Annotated in this window: 15 protein-coding genes; 10 read left to right on the forward strand and 5 right to left on the reverse strand. The window is 71.6% G+C overall.

Annotation, left to right across the window (positions count from 1 at the left end; genetic code table 11):
* Window positions 1-117 precede the first annotated feature (117 nt).
* Complete coding sequence (locus ABZ896_RS17720) at window positions 118-1,362, forward strand: M14 family zinc carboxypeptidase (RefSeq protein ID WP_360929091.1); 1,245 nt, start codon at window positions 118-120, stop codon at window positions 1,360-1,362.
* A gap of 54 nt (window positions 1,363-1,416) precedes the next feature.
* Here ABZ896_RS17720 and pepN read toward each other — a convergent pair whose 3' ends face one another.
* A complete protein-coding gene (gene pepN, locus ABZ896_RS17725; RefSeq protein WP_360929094.1) occupies window positions 1,417-3,993 on the reverse strand; it encodes an aminopeptidase N in 2,577 nt (858 codons plus the stop codon).
* 121 nt (window positions 3,994-4,114) lie between these two features.
* Here pepN and ABZ896_RS17730 point away from each other — a divergent pair, with 121 nt between their 5' ends.
* The gene (locus tag ABZ896_RS17730; RefSeq protein ID WP_360929097.1) at window positions 4,115-4,585 is read left to right on the forward strand and encodes a DUF1203 domain-containing protein; all 471 of its coding nucleotides are present in this window, start codon (window positions 4,115-4,117) and stop codon (window positions 4,583-4,585) included.
* Here ABZ896_RS17730 and ABZ896_RS17735 read toward each other — a convergent pair.
* Window positions 4,572-5,591, reverse strand: a complete 1,020-nt coding sequence (locus ABZ896_RS17735; RefSeq protein WP_360929100.1) for an aspartate-semialdehyde dehydrogenase — start codon at window positions 5,589-5,591, stop codon at window positions 4,572-4,574. The two genes, ABZ896_RS17730 and ABZ896_RS17735, sit on opposite strands and share 14 nt — an antisense overlap.
* Before the next feature lie 178 nt (window positions 5,592-5,769).
* Between ABZ896_RS17735 and ABZ896_RS17740 the strand changes: the two genes are divergently transcribed.
* Window positions 5,770-6,303, forward strand: a complete 534-nt coding sequence (locus ABZ896_RS17740) for a sigma-70 family RNA polymerase sigma factor (protein ID WP_360929103.1) — start codon at window positions 5,770-5,772, stop codon at window positions 6,301-6,303.
* 1 nt (window position 6,304) lies between these two features.
* Window positions 6,305-7,027, forward strand: coding sequence for a hypothetical protein (locus ABZ896_RS17745; RefSeq protein WP_360929106.1), 723 nt, complete (start codon window positions 6,305-6,307; stop codon window positions 7,025-7,027).
* 55 nt (window positions 7,028-7,082) lie between these two features.
* Here the strand turns inward: ABZ896_RS17745 and ABZ896_RS17750 are convergent, their stop codons facing one another.
* Complete coding sequence (locus ABZ896_RS17750; RefSeq protein WP_360929109.1) at window positions 7,083-10,370, reverse strand: S8 family serine peptidase; 3,288 nt, start codon at window positions 10,368-10,370, stop codon at window positions 7,083-7,085.
* Between the two features lie 196 nt (window positions 10,371-10,566).
* Here ABZ896_RS17750 and ABZ896_RS17755 point away from each other — a divergent pair, with 196 nt between their 5' ends.
* Window positions 10,567-11,016, forward strand: a complete 450-nt coding sequence (locus ABZ896_RS17755) for an NUDIX hydrolase (RefSeq protein WP_360929112.1) — start codon at window positions 10,567-10,569, stop codon at window positions 11,014-11,016.
* Between the two features lie 240 nt (window positions 11,017-11,256).
* Window positions 11,257-13,023 (forward strand): TIGR03767 family metallophosphoesterase, encoded by a 1,767-nt coding sequence (locus ABZ896_RS17760; protein WP_360929115.1) that lies wholly within the window; start codon window positions 11,257-11,259, stop codon window positions 13,021-13,023.
* Here ABZ896_RS17760 and ABZ896_RS17765 read toward each other — a convergent pair.
* Window positions 13,010-14,413 carry a PLP-dependent aminotransferase family protein gene (locus ABZ896_RS17765; RefSeq protein ID WP_360929118.1) on the reverse strand — a complete coding sequence of 468 codons (1,404 nt, stop codon included), beginning with the start codon at window positions 14,411-14,413 and terminating at the stop codon, window positions 13,010-13,012. The two genes, ABZ896_RS17760 and ABZ896_RS17765, sit on opposite strands and share 14 nt — an antisense overlap.
* Window positions 14,414-14,482: 69 nt before the next feature.
* Here ABZ896_RS17765 and ABZ896_RS17770 point away from each other — a divergent pair, with 69 nt between their 5' ends.
* The 4 genes from ABZ896_RS17770 (at window position 14,483) to ABZ896_RS17785 (ending at window position 18,383) form a co-directional block, all read left to right on the forward strand.
* Window positions 14,483-14,659, forward strand: a complete 177-nt coding sequence (locus ABZ896_RS17770) for a hypothetical protein (RefSeq protein ID WP_360929121.1) — start codon at window positions 14,483-14,485, stop codon at window positions 14,657-14,659.
* 71 nt (window positions 14,660-14,730) lie between these two features.
* The gene (locus ABZ896_RS17775) at window positions 14,731-15,867 is read left to right on the forward strand and encodes a serine hydrolase domain-containing protein (RefSeq protein WP_360929124.1); all 1,137 of its coding nucleotides are present in this window, start codon (window positions 14,731-14,733) and stop codon (window positions 15,865-15,867) included.
* A gap of 144 nt (window positions 15,868-16,011) precedes the next feature.
* Window positions 16,012-17,199 carry a glycosyltransferase gene (locus tag ABZ896_RS17780; protein ID WP_360929175.1) on the forward strand — a complete coding sequence of 396 codons (1,188 nt, stop codon included), beginning with the start codon at window positions 16,012-16,014 and terminating at the stop codon, window positions 17,197-17,199.
* A 23-nt stretch (window positions 17,200-17,222) separates the two neighbouring features.
* Entirely contained in the window at window positions 17,223-18,383 is a 1,161-nt protein-coding gene (locus ABZ896_RS17785; protein ID WP_360929127.1) for an LLM class flavin-dependent oxidoreductase, read from the forward strand.
* Between the two features lie 82 nt (window positions 18,384-18,465).
* Here the strand turns inward: ABZ896_RS17785 and ABZ896_RS17790 are convergent, their stop codons facing one another.
* Entirely contained in the window at window positions 18,466-19,506 is a 1,041-nt protein-coding gene (locus tag ABZ896_RS17790) for a hypothetical protein (RefSeq protein ID WP_360929129.1), read from the reverse strand.
* Between the last annotated feature and the right edge of the window lie 171 nt (window positions 19,507-19,677).

The raw sequence follows: 19,677 nt of genomic DNA on the forward strand, positions 1-19,677 counted from the left end.
GTCAAATCCCGTACGAACGCGAGGAGTTGACATGCCTACGAAGATCGTGATCCGTCCCCTGGACAAGAAGGAGACGACGGGCGACAGCGGCGGCAACGGCGGCAGCTGAGAGACCGCGTGCGGACTTCGTTCTATCCGGCGGTGCACGAACTGGAGCGGAGGGCCCGCGCGCTGGCCCACACCGCCCCCGGCACGCTCAGTCTGCGCGCGGTCGGGGAGAGCCGGGCCGGACGCCCACTGTGGCTGCTGTCCGCGGGACACGGCGACCGGCAGATCCTCACCGTCGCCGGCGCGCACGCCAACGAACCGGTCGGCGGCGCCTCCGCCCTGCGCCTCGCCGCCCTCCTCGCCCGCAGACCCGGAATCCTCCAGGACCTGGGCTGCACCTGGCACTTCCTGCTCTGCCTCGACCCCGACGGAGCCGCCCTCGCGCACGGCTGGCAACCGGAGGAACCCACACCGTCCCTGACGGAGTGTCACCGGCACTTCTACCGGCCCGCGTTCGCCCACCAGCCGGAGTCCCTGAACCCGACGGACCCGCTCCCCGAGTCGGCCGCCCTAGTCCGCCTCCTCGACGAGCTGCGCCCGGTCGCCCAGTTCACCCTGCACGGCATCGAGTTCGGTGGCGCCTTCGCCATGATGACCCATCAGGTGCCCGGTGCCGCCGACGCGTTCCGGGCCACAGCCGCCCGGCTGCGGATCCCCGTCGACCACCATCCCGTCGACGGCCCCGACTGGCACCTGGCCCCGCCCGGCGTGCTGGTGCTGCCCGCGGACCACGGCGGGGCCGAGCGCGACCCGAGCGGCTATGTCGCCGAGAGCACCTGGCTCCACCCGCGCCGCCACGGCACCCTGACCACGCTGATCGAGACCCCCGCCTGGGCCGTCCCCGCGGTGGCCGACCGCACGCCCGTGACCGACCCGGACCGGGCGACGGCACGGCTCGGCGAGGTGCTGCTGGGCCGCTGCGCTGAGCTGGCCGCCGTCCTCGGACGACGGCTCGACACCGCCGTACCGGAAGAGCTGGCGCCGCTGGGGGACGCGGCGCGGGAGCTGCTCGATGTGGCGCCGTCCCTCGTGGAGAGCTGGGCGGCCGAGCAACCCGGCCTGTTCCGGGGGTACTTCGCGTCCCGGGGGATCTCCGTGCGGCGGATCCCGCTGCGGGTGGCGGCGATGGCGGGGCGCGCGCTGGCCCGCACCGACCCCGGCGCCGCGGAGGCGCTCGACGGGCTGATGGCGGAGTGGGGCCGGGAGTTGACGAAGACGTACGACCTCGCCTGGGTGCCGGTGGCCGCCCAGACGGGGCTGCACGTACGGACGATGCTGAGCACTGCCCGCCTGGTGTGCGAGAGGGGTGGGTGAGCTCACGGCCTCGTGGAGCCGAAGCCTCGTGAACTCACCCATCCCTTAAGGGACTTACTGCGCGGCCTGCGCGTCCGCCGCCTGCGCCTTCAGCGCCCGCTCCACGCCCGAGCGGGACTCGGAGACCAGGCGCCGCAGGGCCGCGTTGGGCTCGGCGGCGGCCAGCCACGCGTCCGTCCGGTCCAGGGTGTCCTGGGAGATCTGGAGGGACGGGTAGAGGCCGATGGCGATCTGCTGGGCGATCTCGTGCGAGCGCGCGTCCCAGATGTCCTTGACGACCGCGAAGTACTTCTCGGTGTACGGCGCGAGCAGCTCGCGCTGGTCGGTCTGGACGAACCCGCCGATCACCGCCTCCTGCACGGCGTTCGGCAGCTTGTCGGACTCGACGACCGAGGCCCACGCCTCCGCCTTCGCCTCCTCGGTCGGCCGGGACGCCCGCGCGGTGGCCGCGTGCCGCTCGCCCGCCGCCGTCTTGTCCCGCTCGTACTCGCCGGCGATCTCCGCCTCGTCGAACCGGCCCACGGCGGCGAGCCGTTGCACGAACGCCCAGCGCAGCTCGGTGTCCACCGCGAGCCCCTCGATCGCCTGCGAGCCGTCCAGCAGCCCTTCCAGCAGGTCGAGTTGTTCCGGCGTCCGGGCCGCCGCCGCGAACGCCCGCGCCCACGCCAGCTGGTGGTCGCCGCCCGCCTGCGCCGCCCGCAGATGGGCCAGCGTGGCGTCGGTCCAGCGGGCCAGCAGGGCGTCGCGGCCCGCCGGGTCGGCGTACAGCTCGATCGCCAGCTTCACCTGCCGGTGCAGCGACTGCACGACACCGATGTCGGACTCCTTGCCGATGCCGGACAGCACCAGCGACAGGTAGTCACGGGTGGCCAGTTCGGCGTCCCGGGTCATGTCCCAGGCCGACGCCCAGCACAGCGCGCGCGGCAGCGAGGACTCGAAGTCGCCGAGGTGCTCGGTGACGAAGGCCAGCGACTCCTCGTCCAGGCGGACCTTGGCGTACGAGAGGTCGTCGTCGTTGAGCAGCACAACTGCCGGACGGCGCTTGCCGGCCAGCTGCGGTACGGCCGTCAGCTCGCCGTCCACGTCCAGCTCGACGCGCTCGTCGCGCACCAACTTGCCGCTGTTCTCGTCGAGTTCGTAGAGGCCGACGGCGATGCGGTGCGGGCGCAGGGTGGGCTCGCCCTTCGCGCCCGCGGGGAGCGCCGGGGCCTCCTGGCGGATCGCGAAGGAGGTGATGACCCCGTGCTCGTCCGTCTCGATCTCCGGGCGCAGGATGTTGATCCCGGCCGTCTGGAGCCACTTCTGCGACCAGGTCCCGAGGTCACGCCCGGAGGTCTCCTCCAGCGCGCCCAGCAGGTCGGAGAGGCGGGTGTTGCCGAAGGCGTGCCGCTTGAAGTACGCCTGCACGCCCGCGAAGAACTCGTCCATGCCGACGTAGGCGACGAGCTGCTTCAACACCGAAGCGCCCTTGGCGTACGTGATGCCGTCGAAGTTGACGAGGACGTCGTCGAGGTCGTTGATCTCCGCCATGATCGGGTGCGTGGACGGCAGTTGGTCCTGCCGGTACGCCCAGGTCTTCATGGAGTTGGCGAAGGTCGTCCAGGAGTGCGGCCACCGCGACTCGGGGGCGTACGCCTGGCAGGCGATCGAGGTGTAGGTGGCGAACGACTCGTTCAGCCACAGGTCGTTCCACCACTCCATGGTGACCAGGTCGCCGAACCACATGTGGGCCAGCTCGTGCAGGATCGTCTCCGCCCGCACCTCGTACGCGGCGTCCGTCACCTTGGAGCGGAAGACGTACTGGTCGCGGATGGTCACCGCGCCCGCGTTCTCCATCGCGCCCGCGTTGAACTCCGGTACGAACAGCTGGTCGTACTTCTTGAACGGGTAGGCGTAGTCGAACTTCTCCTGGAACCAGGCGAAGCCCTGCCGGGTGACCTCGAAGATGGCGTCCGAGTCGAGGTGTTCGGCGAGCGAGGGCCGGCAGTAGATGCCGAGCGGCACGGACTGGCCGTCCTTCTCGTACACGCTGTGCACGGAGTGGTACGGGCCGACGATCAGGGCCGTGATGTACGACGAGATGCGGGGCGTCGGCTCGAAGGTCCAGACGTCGTCCTGCGGCTCGGGCGTCGGGGAGTTGGAGATGACGGTCCAGCCGGTCGGCGCCTTCACGGTGAACTGGAAGGTCGCCTTGAGGTCCGGCTGCTCGAAGGACGCGAACACCCGCCGCGCGTCCGGCACCTCGAACTGGGTGTACAGGTACGCCTGTTGGTCGACCGGGTCGACGAAGCGGTGCAGGCCCTCACCGGTGTTGGTGTAGGCGCAGTCCGCGACGACACGCAGGATGTTGCGGCCCGCCAGCAGGCCGGGCAGGGCGATCCGGGAGTCCTTGAAGACCTCGGCGGGGTCGAGCGGGTCGCCGTTGAGCGTCACCTCGTGGACGGCGGGGGCGACCAGGTCGATGAAGGACTCGGTGCCGGTCTCGGCGACGTCGAAGCGAACCGTCGTCACGGACCGGTAGGTACCGCCCTCCTGCGCGCCGGAGAGGTCGAGATCGATCTCGTACGAGTCCACGGTGAGCAGCTGCGCCCGCTGCTGTGCCTCGTCGCGAGTCAGGTTTGTGCCAGGCACGCGGTCATCTCCTCGATATGCGTAGGTTCGGCGGTTCGGCCATCCTTCCATGGGTTCTCCGGGAAACGCGATGTCCGGATCCCGCCGGTGCCCGACGCGTGCGCGCGGGAGGCTCGACGGCATGACCACCCACACCGCACGCCCCGTCGAACCGTCCGTCCTCAAGGAACTGCGCACCGCCGACGACGCGGGCCGCACGCCGTCCCCGTTCACCGCCGAGGAGGGCGGCGCGCCGCTGCGCTGCTGTCTGCGCCGGAGCGAGCGCGGGGAGCGCATCGCCCTCGTCTCGTACGCCCCCCTGCGCCGCTGGGCGGCGGAGACGGGAGCCGCTCCCGGGGCGTACGACGAGCAGGGCCCCGTCTTCATCCACGCCGACGAGTGCGCGGGGCCCGAGACGGACGCCTTCCCCTTCCCGGGAGCCCACCGCACGATCCGCCGCTACTCCGCCGACGGCCACATCCTGGGCGGCGACCTCGTCCCCGCCGTGACCGACGAGGCCCTCCGAAACGCCTTCGACGACCCGTCCGTGGCGCTCGTCCACGTCCGGGCCGTCGAGTACGGCTGCTTCCACTACGAGGTCAGGAGGCCTTGAGCTCCGCCGCCACCAGCTCCGCGATCTGGACCGCGTTCAGGGCGGCACCCTTGCGGAGGTTGTCGTTCGAGACGAACAGGGCGAGGCCGTTGTCGACGGTCTCGTCACGGCGGATGCGGCCGACGTACGAGGGGTCCTGGCCGGCCGCCTGGAGCGGGGTCGGGATGTCGGAGAGCTCGACACCCGGCGCCTTCGCGAGCAGCTCCGTGGCGCGCTCCGGGGAGATCGGGCGGGCGAAACGGGCGTTGAGCTGGAGCGAGTGGCCGGAGAAGACCGGGACGCGTACACAGGTGCCGGAGACCTTGAGGTCGGGCAGCTCCAGGATCTTGCGGGACTCGTTGCGGAGCTTCTGCTCCTCGTCGGTCTCGTTCAGACCGTCCTCGACGAGGTTCCCGGCGAAGGGGAGCACGTTGAAGGCGATGGGGCGCTTGTAGACGCCCGGCTCGGGGAAGTCGACCGCGCCGCCGTCGTGCGTGAGCCTGTCCGCCTCGGCGCCGACCTTCTGCACCTGGCCGTGCAGCTCGGCCACGCCCGCGAGGCCGGAACCGGACACCGCCTGGTAGGTGGTGGCGATCAGCGCCTCCAGACCCGCCTCCGCGTCCAGCACCTTCAGGACCGGCATCGCGGCCATGGTCGTGCAGTTCGGGTTGGCGATGATGCCCTTGGGGCGGTCGGCGATCGCGTGCGGGTTCACCTCGGAGACGACCAGCGGGACCTCGGGGTCCTTGCGCCAGGCGGAGGAGTTGTCGATCACGACCGCGCCCTGCGAGGCGACCTTTTCGGCCAGCGCCTTCGAGGTCGCGCCGCCCGCCGAGAAGAGCACGATGTCCAGGCCGGAGTAGTCGGCGGTCGCCGCGTCCTCCACCGTCACGCCGTCCAGCTCGCTGCCCGCCGAGCGCGCGGAGGCGAACAGCCGCAGCTCCGTCACGGGGAAGTCGCGCTCCTTGAGGATCCTGCGCATGACCGTGCCGACCTGCCCGGTGGCTCCGACGATTCCGACCCTCACGGCGACTCCCTGTCTCTCACACTTGACGCAAGCTTTTCCATCATGCGGCCGACCCCGGTCCACCTGTCCAATTCTTTGCGTCGCATGCCCGAGGAATGGGACGCCGACCGGTGTGACGTACGCCTCTGAACGTTTTGGCCCGCACCGGCGTCGTAGGAGAAACGCGGCGAGGGGAGGGGTGTGCGTGCTGCGCGGAATCGCCCGCCGTGGCCAGGGGGGACAGCAAGGGGACCCGCTGGACACGGCGCAGGAACGCCGGGTGCGGGCCGTGCTCGCCCTGGGCGGGGTGCCGCAGGCGGACCTGCCGGACGGGGTGCAGCAGGTCCGCCTGCGGTTGCTGGAGCGGGCGGCGAAGGGGTACGACGCCCCGCGGGACGTCTCCGCGTGGGCCGCCGTCGTCGCCTCCAACCTCGCCATGGACTGGCACCGGGCCAAGAAGCGCCAGGAGCGGCTGGGGGAGCGCCTGGCCTCCCTCCGCCAGTACGAACTCCCCTCCGGCGAGGACACCAGCGTGCTCTCCCTCGCCGTCGCGCAGGGCCTGGACGAGCTGCCCGACCAGCAGCGCCAGGTCGTCATCCTCCGGTTCTTCGCCGATCTGCCGGTGCGCTCGATCGCCGAGGAGCTGGGCGTCCCGGAGGGCACGGTCAAGAGCCGGCTGCACACGGCGGTCCGGGCGCTGCGCACCCGCCTGCACGAGGACGAGGTGGTGTGAGATGAGCGCCGAGAACGAGACGTACGACGGTGACGCGCTCATGGCCGCGATCACCGGCGAGGAGCCGACCGACGCGGCCCGCGCCGACGCCGCCTTCATGGCCGAGTATCGGTCGGCCGAGACCGACCTGGTCCTGCTGAGGGAGCAGCTCGGGCTGATCGCCGACACGCTCGCCGAAGCGACTCCGGCGGCGAAACCCGTTCCGCTACGACCCTCCCGGGCCCGTCGGCGCGCCCGCGCCGTCGCCTTCGGCACCCTCGCCGCGGCCGCCGTCGCCGGTGTGGTCACGGGACTGGGCTGGCTGTCCGGGCACACCGGCGTGAGCAACCTGACCTCGGGCTCCAGCGACGACTCGGGCGCCTCCAAGGCGGAGGCCTCCGCCCGCTTCGGCAGCCCCGCCTATCTGGCCTGCGCCACCACGGTCGCCGAGGGCGAGGTGACCGTCCTCAAGGAGCTGCCCGCCACCGGGGAACTCCAGGTCACCGTGGACGTGAGCCGCTACTACAAGCCGGATCGCGGCACCGCCCGCCTCACCTACGTGATCAGCGAGTACGACCCGCCCGAACCCCTGACCGTCGGCAGCCGCGTGCTGTTCGGCGTCTCCGAGGGCTCGGCGCGGCCGGACCACTGGGCCGTCGGCGGGCAGGAGGTCGCCACGGAGCGGGCCTGGATCACCGCCTCGCTGCCCGAGGCACGCGGACTGGCCTGCGGCGGCACGCCATGAGTAAAGGGCGGGCGCCCTCACGGACGCCCGCCCCTGTTCGCCGTACGGAGAAGTGTTACGGCGTGACCTTCTCGATCTTCACGCTGCCGACGCCCGCGACCGTGCCGCGCGCGTTGACGAGACTGACCTGGCCGAAGAACTCACGGCCCTCCGGAGCGGCCGCCAGGGCGGTGACGCTGCCGGAGACGGTCGCCGAGGCGCCCGTGCCGAGCTTGACCGGGGTGTCCGCGACGGAGACCGTGCCCAGGGCGCTGGAGAAGAAGACGTCCTGGTAGTCGTAGGCCGTCGAGCCGGCCGGGACCGAGTAGCCCACGACCTCGACGGTGTACGTGCCGGCGGCCGGGTTGGCCACCGAGACGGCCTCCTCCGAGTCACCGTCCGCGGACTGGCCGACCACGGCGCCCGAGGCGTCGTAGACCGTCAGGTCGAGGTCGGCGGAGGCGTCGGCGGTGTTGCCGATGGCCACGTCGAGGGAGCTGGCGCCCGCGGGCACGTCGACCGTGCTGGTCTGGACGGCGCCTTCGGCGATCGTCGGGCGGGCCGTCTTGGAGGAGCCGAGCGGGCCGCCGGCCAGCTTGCCGTCGATCGCGGCGAGCTTGTTGGTCACGGTCCAGGAGGCGGTGACCGGGGTGCCGACCTTGGCCTCGGGGACGGTCACCGTCTCCGGGTCGAAGGCCGCGCCGTAGACGGCGACGTCCAGCTTGTACGGGTTGTCGAGCAGCGGCGAGGTGCGGCGCGACTCGACCTCGATCTCCCAGACACCGGCCTGCGGGTCGGCGTAGGAGCGGACGTCCGGCTTGCAGCCGTTGCCGTCGAGGTAGTTGTTGTAGCAGTTCGGGGTGCTGGTGTTGTCGACCGGGACGCCGTAGGGGTGGATCGCGATGAACCGGGTCTGGCTCTTGTCCTTGAGCCCGCCGATCGCGACCTCCAGGGACTTGGCGCCCTCGGGGACGGTCACGAAGTACGACTGCGTGCTGTTGCGCTGCACGGTGTTCGACGCGCTGTAGGTGTACTTCAGCGGCGCCGAGACCACGACCGTGTTGAGGATCTGCTTGTCGATCCCCTCGGTCTTCGGGTCGTCGACCTCCAGGATCGCGCTCTTGACGCCGGCCGACGGCGACTTCGCGGCGATCTTGACCGTGACGGGCTTGTTCAGGCCCAGCTTGATCTCGTCGGGGCCGACGATGGAGAAGGTGCCGGAGGCGTTGTTCTCCAGGTTCAGTTCGTGGCGGATCGCCTTGTCGGCGCCGGTCGTACGGGTGATGGTGACCTCGTACGACTTCTTCACGCCGGCCTTCAGGCCGCCCTCGCGGTCGTAGATGCCGGTGCCGAAGCCCGGCGTCTTCAGGAACTGGTCGATCGCGGTGTCGACCGGCGCCTTCACGGTGTACTCATGGGCCGTCGCGCCGTCCTTGATGGCGTCCCAGGCGTCCACGATGTCGATGAGGCCCGCGCCCTCCTCGTACGCCTGCACACCCTTGATGTGGTCGGCGGTCGAGGTCAGGGCGGTGCGCAGGGTGGCCGGCGTCAGGGCGATGCCCTTCTGCTTGGCGGCGCTCAGCAGCAGCGCGGTGGCGCCGGTGGCCTGCGGGGAGGCCATCGAGGTGCCCTGGAGCATCGAGTAGCCGGCCGGCAGCGAGTAGCCCGCCTCGGCGACCGGGGCGCCCGGCAGCCAGGTCTGCGTGGTGTTGATCGCCGCACCGGGGGCCGACAGGGTCGGCGTGAAGCCGCCGTCCTCACGCGGACCGCGCGAGGAGAACGGCATCATCGCGTACTTCTTCTCCACGGCGGAGCCGTAGTTGGCGGCCCAGGTCGCCTTGGAGATGGTCGCGCCGACCGAGATGACCTTGTCGGCCAGACCGGGGTCGCCGATGGTGTTCACACCGGGGCCGGAGTTGCCCGCGGAGATCACCAGCTGGACGCCGTAGGTGTCGATGAGGCGCGTGTAGAGCTCGGAGCGCGCGTTGTTGCCGTCGTTCAGCGCCGGGAGGCCGCCGATCGACATGTTGACGATGTCGACCCCGCGGTTGACGACGAGGTCGATCATGCCCTCGGTCAGCGCCACGTTGGTGCAGCCGCCGGTCCAGGTGCAGGCGCGCGAGGAGACGAGCTTCGCGCCCGGGGCCGCGCCGTTCATCTTGCCGCCGAACAGGCCGTTGGCGGCGGTGATGCCGGCCACGTGGGTGCCGTGCTCGGACTCGATGACGCCGATGTTGACGTAGTCGGCCTTGCTGCCCGCGGCGTCGTAGACGACGTCCTTGCGGATCTCGACGACGAACGGCTGACGCTCGACGACGTCGGTCGACGGGTTGTCGGTGCCGAAGTAGCCGACCTGGTAGCCGTCCTTGTACGGCTTCATCGCCGCGTCGTCGGAGAAGTCGTTGTTGTTGTTCAGGTCGACCCGGACGGTTCCGGCGGCCGCGTCGTAGAGGACGCCCCAGACGTCGGTGGTGTCGCCGTCGCGGTTGGCGTCGCCCTTGGCGTCACCGCCGGCGGTGGCCGACTCGCGGAACAGGTTGAACTGGTAGGAGCCCGCCGGGGCCTTCCAGGTGGCGCCCGCGATGGTGAAGGTCGGGCCGCTGACGGGGTTGTTCATCCGCCGCCAGGTGGCGTCGCCGTCGGACACCGGGTCGGTCGCCGTCACCCAGTCGACGATCTTCCGCTCACCGGTGGTGGTCTTCTGCAGCGCCGGGTGGCCGAGGTCCACGCCGGAGTCGAGGATGCCGATGGTGACACCGCGGCCGTCCGCCTTCGGGTGGTCCTTCACGAAGTCGACGGCGCCCGTCTCGAAGGACGGGTTGTACGGGTTCTCGGCGGGGGTGTTCCTGTTCGGCGCCGGGTAGGTCGTCGTGGCCTTGTTCGCGGCGCCCTTCGCGGTGTCCGCGCTCGGCGTGGGGTCGTCCAGCGGGATGTCCTGCTTGACGTCGATGCCGTGCACGGAGGAGAGCTTCGCGGCGGCGGCGATGGCCGAGTCGGCCTTCGCGGTGGGGACGGTGGCCCGGACGTAACCGAGCTTGTCGTAGGTCTTGCCGACCAGGCCGCCCTTGACCGCGTCCAGCTCCTCGGCGACCTGCTCGGTCTGGCCGGGGGCGGTCGCGACCATCAGCGTGATGTTCTTGTCGCCGGCGGCCTTGGCCTCGGCGAGCGCGTCGGCGTCGTCCGAACCGAGCTTGTCGTCGGCGGACTTGAGGCCCGGGTCGGCCGTGACAGGGGTGCTGTCGGCGGAGAAGGCCATCGGTATCGGTCCCGCCGCGGAGAGCGCGGCGACCAGTCCGGCGGCCACGGCTATGCGCGCCACACGTCTCGCGCCCGATATCGGGGCGCTCTGGGGGGTGAGGGTCATCGGCATCCCTTGTTGGTAAAGGAACCAGCGGGTGTGTGGCCGAGTCCGATCGGACCTGGTCACAGTGATCCGGAAAGTGATCCCGGATGGCCGCCCAGCTTTACGCATGGGAAGGATATTTAGGGAGAGTTGGCCGAATCGATATGGGCGTATGGGGAAAACCCGCGATGCCCATGGGGGAGATGAGGGATAAACAGTGCGAAAGAGGCTGAGGTTGGCGGCTTATGCCGTGTGTGTACGTGACGAACGGATCCTGCTCGCCCGTGGGGTCGACGGCGCCGGCCTCCCGGAGTGGACCCTGCCCGGCGGTGGCATGGAACACGGCGAGGATCCCCACGACACCGTCCTGCGCGAGGTCGAGGAGGAGACCGGCTACCACGTCGAGGTCACCGGCCTGCTCGGCGTCCGCTCCCGCACTGTCACCGAGCGCCGCGGCCTCGGCCGCACCGTCGACCACCACGGCGTCGGCGTGATCTACGAGGCCCGCGTCACCGGCGGCGACCTCCGCCACGAGGTGGGCGGCACCACGGACATGGCCGCGTGGCACGACCTGACCGCCGTCCCCGACCTGAACCGGGTGTCGCTGATCGACTACGGCCTCCGGCTGTGGCGCGAGCGCCCGGTGACCGGACGGCCCGGGAACTAGCTGTCGTACCCCGTCAGATGAACGCGGAGTAACCGGCCCCCGGCCAGTCGACGAGCGTTCGCGGGCGCACAGGGTGGGGGGTGATCCACGTACGGTGATCGGTGTTGCGCGTTGCCGCTTCGTTCACGCGCAGGTCATTCCCGGTGCCAAGCATCCAGAGCGAGCGGGTTGTTCGCGGCTGCGACTGGCTGTGACGTCCGCGCCACCGCCGACGCAGTTCGCACTCGGGGAGAACGCGCCATGTCGCGCACACGCTCTGTCGCCAGCACCGCGCTGGGGGTCCACCGTCGTACCGTCCTCGCCGCCACCGGTGCGGCAGCCGTCTCCGCGGGCGTCGGCTACGCCCTGCGGCCCACCGACAGCGAGGCCGCGACCGCCGTCGCGGACACCGCCGCCGGGGCACCCGTCGCCCGGACCGTCCACGAGGCCCCGGCCGCCGTCCCCCTCGTCCCCTACACCCGCGGCACCACCGTCGCCTCCGTCGCCGCCCCGCACGCCGGCTCCGGCTACCGCCGCCTCGGCGACGGCCCCGGCTGGACCCGCAAGGTCCGCTCCGAGCTCGCCGCGCCGAAGACCGGCCGGGCCGGCCGCCGCACCTCGCTGGCCGCGTTCGTCCAGCTCACCGACCTGCACCTGATCGACGTCCAGCACCCGATGCGCCTGGAGTACGTCCGCTCCATCGACCCGCACTCCTGGCGCCCGCAGGAGGCGCTGACCGTCCCCGGCGCGATCTCTCTCGTCGAGCGGATCAACGCGCTGCGCGGCGGCCCCGTCACCGGCGCCCCGCTGCAGTTCGCCATGACCACCGGCGACAACACCGACAACAACGCGGGGACCGAGCTGGAGTGGTTCCTCACCGTCATGAGCGGCGGCCGGATCAGCCCCAACTCCGGGGACCCGCGCCACTACGAGGGCGTCCAGAACAGCGGCCTGGGGCTGTACTGGCAGGCCGACTCCGCCACCCGCGACGACGACAAGCGGCGCGGCTTCCCGCACCTGAAGGGCTATCTCGCCGCCGCCATCCGGGAGTTGAACAGCCCCGGCCTCAACATCCCCTGGTACTCCACGGTCGGCAACCACGACAGCCTGCCCCTCGGCTGCTACGGCCACGGCGACTCCTGGCTCGCCGAGTACGCCGTCGGCGGCAAGAAGCTGATGACGCTGTCCGCGTCGGAGTCCAGGAAGCTCCAGACCATGGTCAAGAAGGCCTCCGACCCGCAGGGCCACGCCTTCCGCGACCTGCTCAAGGCGCACACCCGTGACATGCGCTCGGTCACCCCCGACGAGCGGCGCGCCCCCTACACCGCCCGCGACTACCTCAAGGCCCACCTCGACCCCGCGCACCGGGGCGTCGGCCCGGTCGGCCACGGCTACTCCACCGCCAACCTCGACGCGGGCACCCAGTACTACAGCTTCCGCATCGCCGACGACGTCATCGGCATCAGCCTCGACACCACCGACCCCGGCGGCCACTACCAGGGATCCATCGGCGCGGCCCAACTGCGCTGGCTGGAGCGGACGTTGAGGGAGAACAAGGACCACTGGGTCGTCGTCTTCAGCCACCACACCAGCGACTCCATGGACAACACCCGCCGCGACCCGGCCCGCCCGGACGAGAGGCGGTACGGCGGCTCGGACGTCGTCGCGACGCTGGCCAGCCACCGCAACGTCCTGGCCTGGATCAACGGCCACATCCACCGCAACGTGATCACGGCCCACTCGGCCCCCGACGGCCGCTCCTTCTGGGAGATCTCCACCGCCTCCCACATCGACTTCCCCCACCTGGCCCGGATCGTCGAGCTGGTGGACAACAAGGACGGCACGCTCTCGATCTTCACGACGTTGATCGAATCGGCGGCCCCCCACCGCACGGACTTCGCCGATCTCAGCCAGACGGGTTTGGCGGCCCTGTACCGAGAGTTGGCCTACAACGCCCCGGGTTCGAGCACACAGCTCGGCGGGGCGGCGGGCGACCGCAACACGGAACTGGTCCTCAAGAAAGGCTGAGACCTTTTTCTACGGCCTCCCGAAGCACCCGCACAGCCTCACCCACCACCCCATCCGCGAGATTCCCGTACCCGAGGACCAGCCCGTGATCGGCATGGTCCTCGGTGTCGTGATACGCGGCGAGATCCGCAACAAGCAACCCTCGCGAACCCGCCACCCGAACCACCCGCCCGGTATCCACATCGGTCGGCACCCGCAAAAGAAGATGCAGCCCCGCCGCAGCCCCGGACACCGGCATAGACGGCAACGACTCACCCAACGCCCGCACCAACGCGTCCCGCCGAACCCGGTACCGCTTCCGGCAGGCCCGCAGATGCCGGTCGTACCCCCCGGACTCCAGCAACTCGGCGAACGCCAACTGGTCGAGCGGCGAAGGCTGCGCGGCGGACAGCTCCCGGGTCCACCGCGCCGCCCCCACGACCCACCCGATCCCGAGCGCGGGGGAGAGCATCTTGCTGAGCGACTTGAAGAGCACGACCCGGGACGGGTCCATGCCCTGGAGCGCGGCGACCGGCCGGCGGTCGTAGCGGAACTCCGCGTCGTAGTCGTCCTCCAGGACGACCCCGTCGACGTCGTGCGCCCACCGCAGCAGCGCGGCCCGGCGTTCGGGCGCCAGCACCGTACCGAGCGGGAACTGATGGGCCGGTGACACCAGGACGGCCCGCAGCCCGCGCCGCCCGGCGAGTTCGTCGGTCCGCAGACCACCCCCGTCCACCCGCACCGGCACCGTCTCCAGCCCCGCCGCACGGATCACCTCCCGCAGCCGGGTCCACCCCGGCTCCTCGCAGCCGACCGCGGTGACGCCCTGCCCGCGCAGCACCTGGCACATCCGCCGCACCCCGTCGGTCACGCTCGTGCAGACCGTCACGTCCTCGGCGGTCGCGGACACCCCGCGGGAGCGGCCCAGGTACTCGGCGAGCAGCCGCCGCAGCCGAGGGTGGCCGCCGGCCGGCGGGTGGCCGAACTCCGAGAACGCCACGGTGGTCACCTGGGAGCGGACGGCCTCGGCCCACCGGCGGCGCGGAAAGGCCCGTAGATCCGGCAGACCCGGCGCCAGGTCGAAACGGACCTCGGGAACCCGGTGCGGCGCGCGCCGGGCGGCGTCGGCCCCGGCGCCCCCCGACCAGCGCACCCGGGTGGCGGAGCCGGTCCGCGCCTCCAGATACCCCTCGGCGACGAGCTGGCCGTACGCCTCGGTCACCGCCCAGCGCGAGACGCCCAGGTCGGCGGCGAGCTGCCGGCTCGGCGGCAGGGCGGTGCCGACCTCGATCCGGCCCTCCCGGATCGCCGTGCGCAGCGCCCGCTTCACCCGCTCGTGCAGCAGCCCCTCCCCGGTCCGCTCCAGCCGGAGCAGGAGGTCGCCCACCAGATTGGTCCGTGATTCCCGCATGCCATTGGACGGTAGCAGCGAGCCAATCACTCCTACCTTCGGAACGAACCCGAAACGAAGGAGGACGTCATGGCCCACCCGAGGCGCTCATCGGCCAAGGACCAGACCCACCAGATGTTCCGCGGACTGTTCGAGGACTGGCGGACGAGGGCCGGCGTCCTCTCGGCCACCCCCGACGCACCGGTCGTACCGGACGACTCCCGCGGGATCCTGGAGAAGGTCCGAAAAGTGCTCAACCCGGTGTAACCGTCTCAACCTTCCCCTCGCGGCCCGGGTCTCTCCCGCCGATCACGACCACAGACGAACAGGGGGAAGACATGACCGTACGGACGACTCTGGTGGCGGCGACGGCCGTGGCGCTGACGGCCGCCCTCGCGGCCCCGGCGTTCGCGGCACCCGCGGGCGGCGACCACACGGCCACCCAACGGGCCGTGGAGGCCGCGGTGGAGGACGGCGTGCCCGGCGTGACGCTCACCGCGAAGGACCGCGGCCGCACCTGGTCCACCACCGCGGGGGTGGGCAACCTCCGTACCGGCGCGCCGCGTTCGGCCGAGGACCGGTTCCGCGCGGGCAGCATCACCAAGACCTTCGTCTCCACCGCGCTGCTCCAACTGGAGGCGGAGGGACGGCTGTCGCTCGACGACTCGGTGGAGAAGTGGCTGCCCGGAGTGGTCCGCGGCCACGGCCACGACGGCCGCCGGATCACCCTCCGCCAGCTCCTCAACCACACGAGCGGGATCTTCAACTACACCGCCGACGAGACCTTCGGGCGGACGTACTTCCTCAAGGACGGTTTCTTCCAACACCGTTACGACCGGAAGTCCGCCACCGACCTCGTCGCCATCGCCATGGCGCACCGGCCCGACTTCGCGCCCGGCACCTCCTGGAACTACTCCAACACCAACTACGTCGTGGCCGGCATGGTGATCGAGAAGGTCACCGGGCACCCGTACGGCGACGAGATCCGCGACCGGATCATTGAACCCCTCGGTCTGCGCGGCACCTCGGTCCCGGCCAACCGGGCCACCCTCCCGCGGCCCAGCAGCCGGGCCTACTCCAAGCTCGCCGAGACGGCCACGGGACCGACGTACGACGTCACCGAGCTCAACCCCTCCCTGGCCTCCTCGGCGGGCGGGATGGTCTCCGACGCGCCCGACCTGAACCGCTTCTACTCCGCCCTGCTCAGGGGCCGGCTGCTCCCGCCCGAGCAGCTGAAGGAGATGAAGACCACCGTGACCGCCGAGGGGCACCCGAACGCCGGGTACGGCCTCGGACTGATCGACCGCAAGCTCAGTTGCGGGGTCCATGTCTGGGGCCACGACGGCGGCATCCACGGCTCCAACTCGGTGGCCGTGACCACCGCCGACGGCCGCCATTCCCTCGCCCTCAACTTCAACGGCGACTGGTCGGGGGACACCGACGCGGTGGTCGAGGCGGAGTTCTGCGGCGGGTAGTCGTGCCGACTCGGACCGGAAGCACCCAGTTCATTCGCATGTAACGTCCGTACCGCCTCATATCGGCTAACCCGCACTTCACGGGGATGGCTCGATATCGGTGGCAAGGCGGGTGGTCGTGTGCGTGCGAGGCACGAACTGCGGGTGTTGTCGGTCTACGAGGGCTTCTTCTCCGGAGGAGCCCGGATCGTGCACAGCGACATCGTCCTGGGGCTGAGAGAGGGCGGTCAGCACCAGCGGGTGCTGAGTCTGTACGGCGAGGTGCACCGGGAGGCGACCCGGCAGCGGATGGAGGACGACACCTGCTACCGGGCGCTGACCGGCGCCGGCGTGGGCGTCACCTCTCTTGGCCGCACCTTTACCGGCACCGGCGTTTCGGCCGACTTCACCGGGCCCGAGCTGGCCGAAACCGCTCGGGCCATGGCCGAGGCCGACGTCCTGCTCTCCCTCAAGGAACAGCCGCTCGCCCTCCTCAACCAGGCGGGCCTGCCGCGCCGCCCGGTCGTGGTGTGCCTGCACCGCTCGGACCCGGAGAACCAGGGCCCCGCCCTCGACGAGCTGAAGGCCGCCATCGCCGACGGCACGGTCGCCGCCTGCGTCTGCTGCGCCGAGTCCACCCGCGCCGCCTACGAGGCCGCCGGCGTCCCGGCCGAGCTGCTGCACGTCATCCCCAACGGCGTCGACCTGGTCCGCTTCCGCCCCGACGCGGCCCGCCGGGTGGCCCTGCGCACGGAACTCGGCATCGACCTCGACGCCCCCGTGGTCGTCTTCGCCGCCCGCTACGACGGCATGAAGAACGTCCCGCTGCTCCTCGCCGCCGCCCGCGCCTGGCTGGAGCGGGTCCCCGAGGGCCGGGTGCTGATGTGCGGGGCGGGCATGACCGCGGCCAACCCCGGCCTGGCGGCCGACGTCACCGCCGCCTTCGGGGCCCGCCGGGACCTCGCCGAACGCGGCCTGCGCCTGCTCGGCGTGCGCCGCGACATGGAGCACCTGTACGCCGCGGCCGACGTGGTCGCCCTGACCTCCGCCTGGGGTGAGGCGGCCCCGCTGTGCCTGATCGAGGGCATGATGTGCGGCGCGATCCCGGTGACCACCGACGTCGGCGACAGCGCGGCGATCGTGGCGGGCCTCGGCACCGTCACCCCGCCGGACCCGCAGGCGATCGCCCTCGCCTGGTCCGAGGCGGTCGCGAGCCGCGAGGCGCTCGCCCCGGCCCTGCTCGCCGCCCGCGAGCGCTTCAGCCGTACGCGCATGATCGCCTCGTACGCGGCCCTGCTCGACGGCATCCATGTGGGCTCCGTCACCCGGCCCACGTTGCCGGAACCTTTGTGACGGGAAAAGCGTAAAAAGACACCATGAAGATCGACATATTCAGCGAGATCCAGGACCCCCGCCCCTGGACCGCCGACGACCACCAGCACCGGCGCATCACCCAGGCCCTGGAGCAGGCGGTCCTCGCCGACGAGCTGGGGTACGGCTGCTGGTGGCAGGTCGAGCACCACGGCGCGGAGGAGTTCAGCCTCTCCTCGGCACCGGAGCTGTTCCTGGCGGCCCTCTCCCAGCGCACCTCCCGGATCCGCCTCGGCCATGCGGCCGTCCTCGCGCCCCGCGAGATCAACCACCCGATCCGGATCGCCGAGCGCGCCGCCATGCTGGACCATCTCAGCGGCGGCCGGGCCGAGTTGGGCCTGACCCGCTCGACCCCGCCCGAGTGGCGGCTGTTCGGCGCCGACCCGGCGACGGTGCGCGAGCGGACGCAGGACGCCTTCGAGGCCGTACCGAGGATGTGGGCGGGCGACACCTCGGTGAGCGGCGGCGCGAGGGTGGTCCCGGCGCCGTACCAGAGCCCGCATCCCCCGCTGTGGCAGGCGGCCTCCAGCCCGGCGTCCTTCGAGGAGGCGGGCCAGCGGGGCGTCGGCGTCCTCGGCACGACCCTGTGGGAGCCGCTGGAGCGGGTGGCCCGGCTGGTGTCGCTGTACCGGGCGGCGGCCGCGGAGTGCCGGGAGCCGGCCGGCGCGACCGTCAACGACCAGATCGCCTTCTTCACCTTCGTCCACTGCGCGGAGACCGACGAGGAGGCCATGCGGGGCGGCGCGGCCGCCGCGGCCGCCTGGTACACCGCCACCGCGCTGACCTTCTTCGAGGCGGCGGGCGCCTTCATGGAGACGATGGCCCGGGAACAGGCCCTGATGGCCGACCCGTCCGGCGGCGGCCTGGCGGGCGAGTTCCTGCGCGCGGAGGCCTCCTCGGGCGCCGGGCCGAGCGCCGCCAACCTGGTCATCGGCCGCATCCTCCAGGGCGAGCAGGTCCCCGACGACGAGGTCTTCGAGGCCCTCTCCCAGCAGGACTCCCTGATCGTCGGCAGCCCCGAGACCTGCCGCAAGAAGCTCCGCGCCTACGCCGACCTCGGCATCGACCGCCTGATGTGCTTCCAGCAGGTGGGAGCGCTTCCGCACGAGAGCGTCATGAACAGCATCCGGCTGGTCGGCGACCTGATCCCGGAGTTCGACGTCTAGCGCATGCGAGGAGGGGCCGCCGGATCCCCCTCCGGCCCGGCGGCCCCTCCTCTCCCCTCCTGGTGCCTCCCCGATCCCCCTCCTACCGGGGAAGCACCACGACATACGCGGCCGGGTCGCGGTCGCCCGCCGCCATCAGTGCCGTCCGCACGACCGCCGCCTGCTGCTCCATCGCGTCCCGCAGCTTCTTCGGGGTGATGTGGACGACCGTGATGCCGAGCCGCTCCAAGTGCTCGCGCTTGCGGGCGTATTCGGACCACAGCGCGTCCTCGTCCTGACGTGGGGCCCGCGTGTCCAGCTCCACCGCCACCGCCTGCTCCGGCCAGTACGCGTCGAGACCGCCCAGGTGCGGGCCGCCCGGCAGCCGCAGGTCCACGTTCCACACCGGGTCGGGCAGACCGTGCTCCTGGACCATCCGGTACAGGCGGTCCTCGGCGATCGCCCGGCCCTCCGCCAGCAGCGAGTCCACCGCGTCCACCACGTGCGGCCGGCTCAGCAGCTTCGCGTTGTTCAACTCCCGCACCACCGCCGCCGGTTCGCAGTGCCCGCCGCGCACCGCCTCGGTCAGCAGCCGCCGTACGGCACCCGCGTCCGTCAGCTCGGCGACCGCGTCGGCGAGGGCGCGCGGGACCGGGGCGACCGGGAGACCGGTGACCTGCTCGGCGGGCGGCAGCGCGGCCGTGCGGACCACCCGCGCACAGCCCGTGGAGCGCAGCCGCCGGAGTCTGGGCACCAGCACGTCGATCCGGTCCAGGGCGAGCAGCGACGGGGTCGCGGTGAAGCCGTGCAGGGTGAGCGCGGCCAGCCCCGTGATCATCGCCTCCGCGTACACCGGCCGGTGTGGGTCCGCCGCCCCCGGCTGCGCCGGCACCCCGCCGGACCGCTGCTCCCGCGCCGCGTACACCAGCACCGCGTGCAGCCGCTCCTGGCTGGTCGGCGGACCCGGGTGGAGCAGGAAGACCCCGGGCAGCAGCTGCTGCCAGGGACCGCCGGGACGGCACTGCTCGTTGGCGTCGGCGGCCGAGACGCTCCGGGCGCGGAGCTGCGCGGCCGTCAGGACGCGGGAGCGGACCTCGCTGAGGTGGTGGAGCGGGCGGGGGGAGAGCGGGGTGTTGTGGTTCATGCAGCGGGGATTCCCGCGGTCGGACGGCCTTCTAACCGCTGTTACACGCCCGTCGACAAATGCGGACAAGGTGGCACTAAAGGACGGGTGTTCGGGTGCCGATAGGGCACCGAAAACCCCTGGTCCGAATGGGTTGGACCAGGGGTTACGGGTGTTATTGACCGGATTCCG

Origin of the sequence: Streptomyces sp. NPDC047072, assembly GCF_040643855.1 — a bacterium.
Lineage (GTDB): Bacteria > Actinomycetota > Actinomycetes > Streptomycetales > Streptomycetaceae > Streptomyces.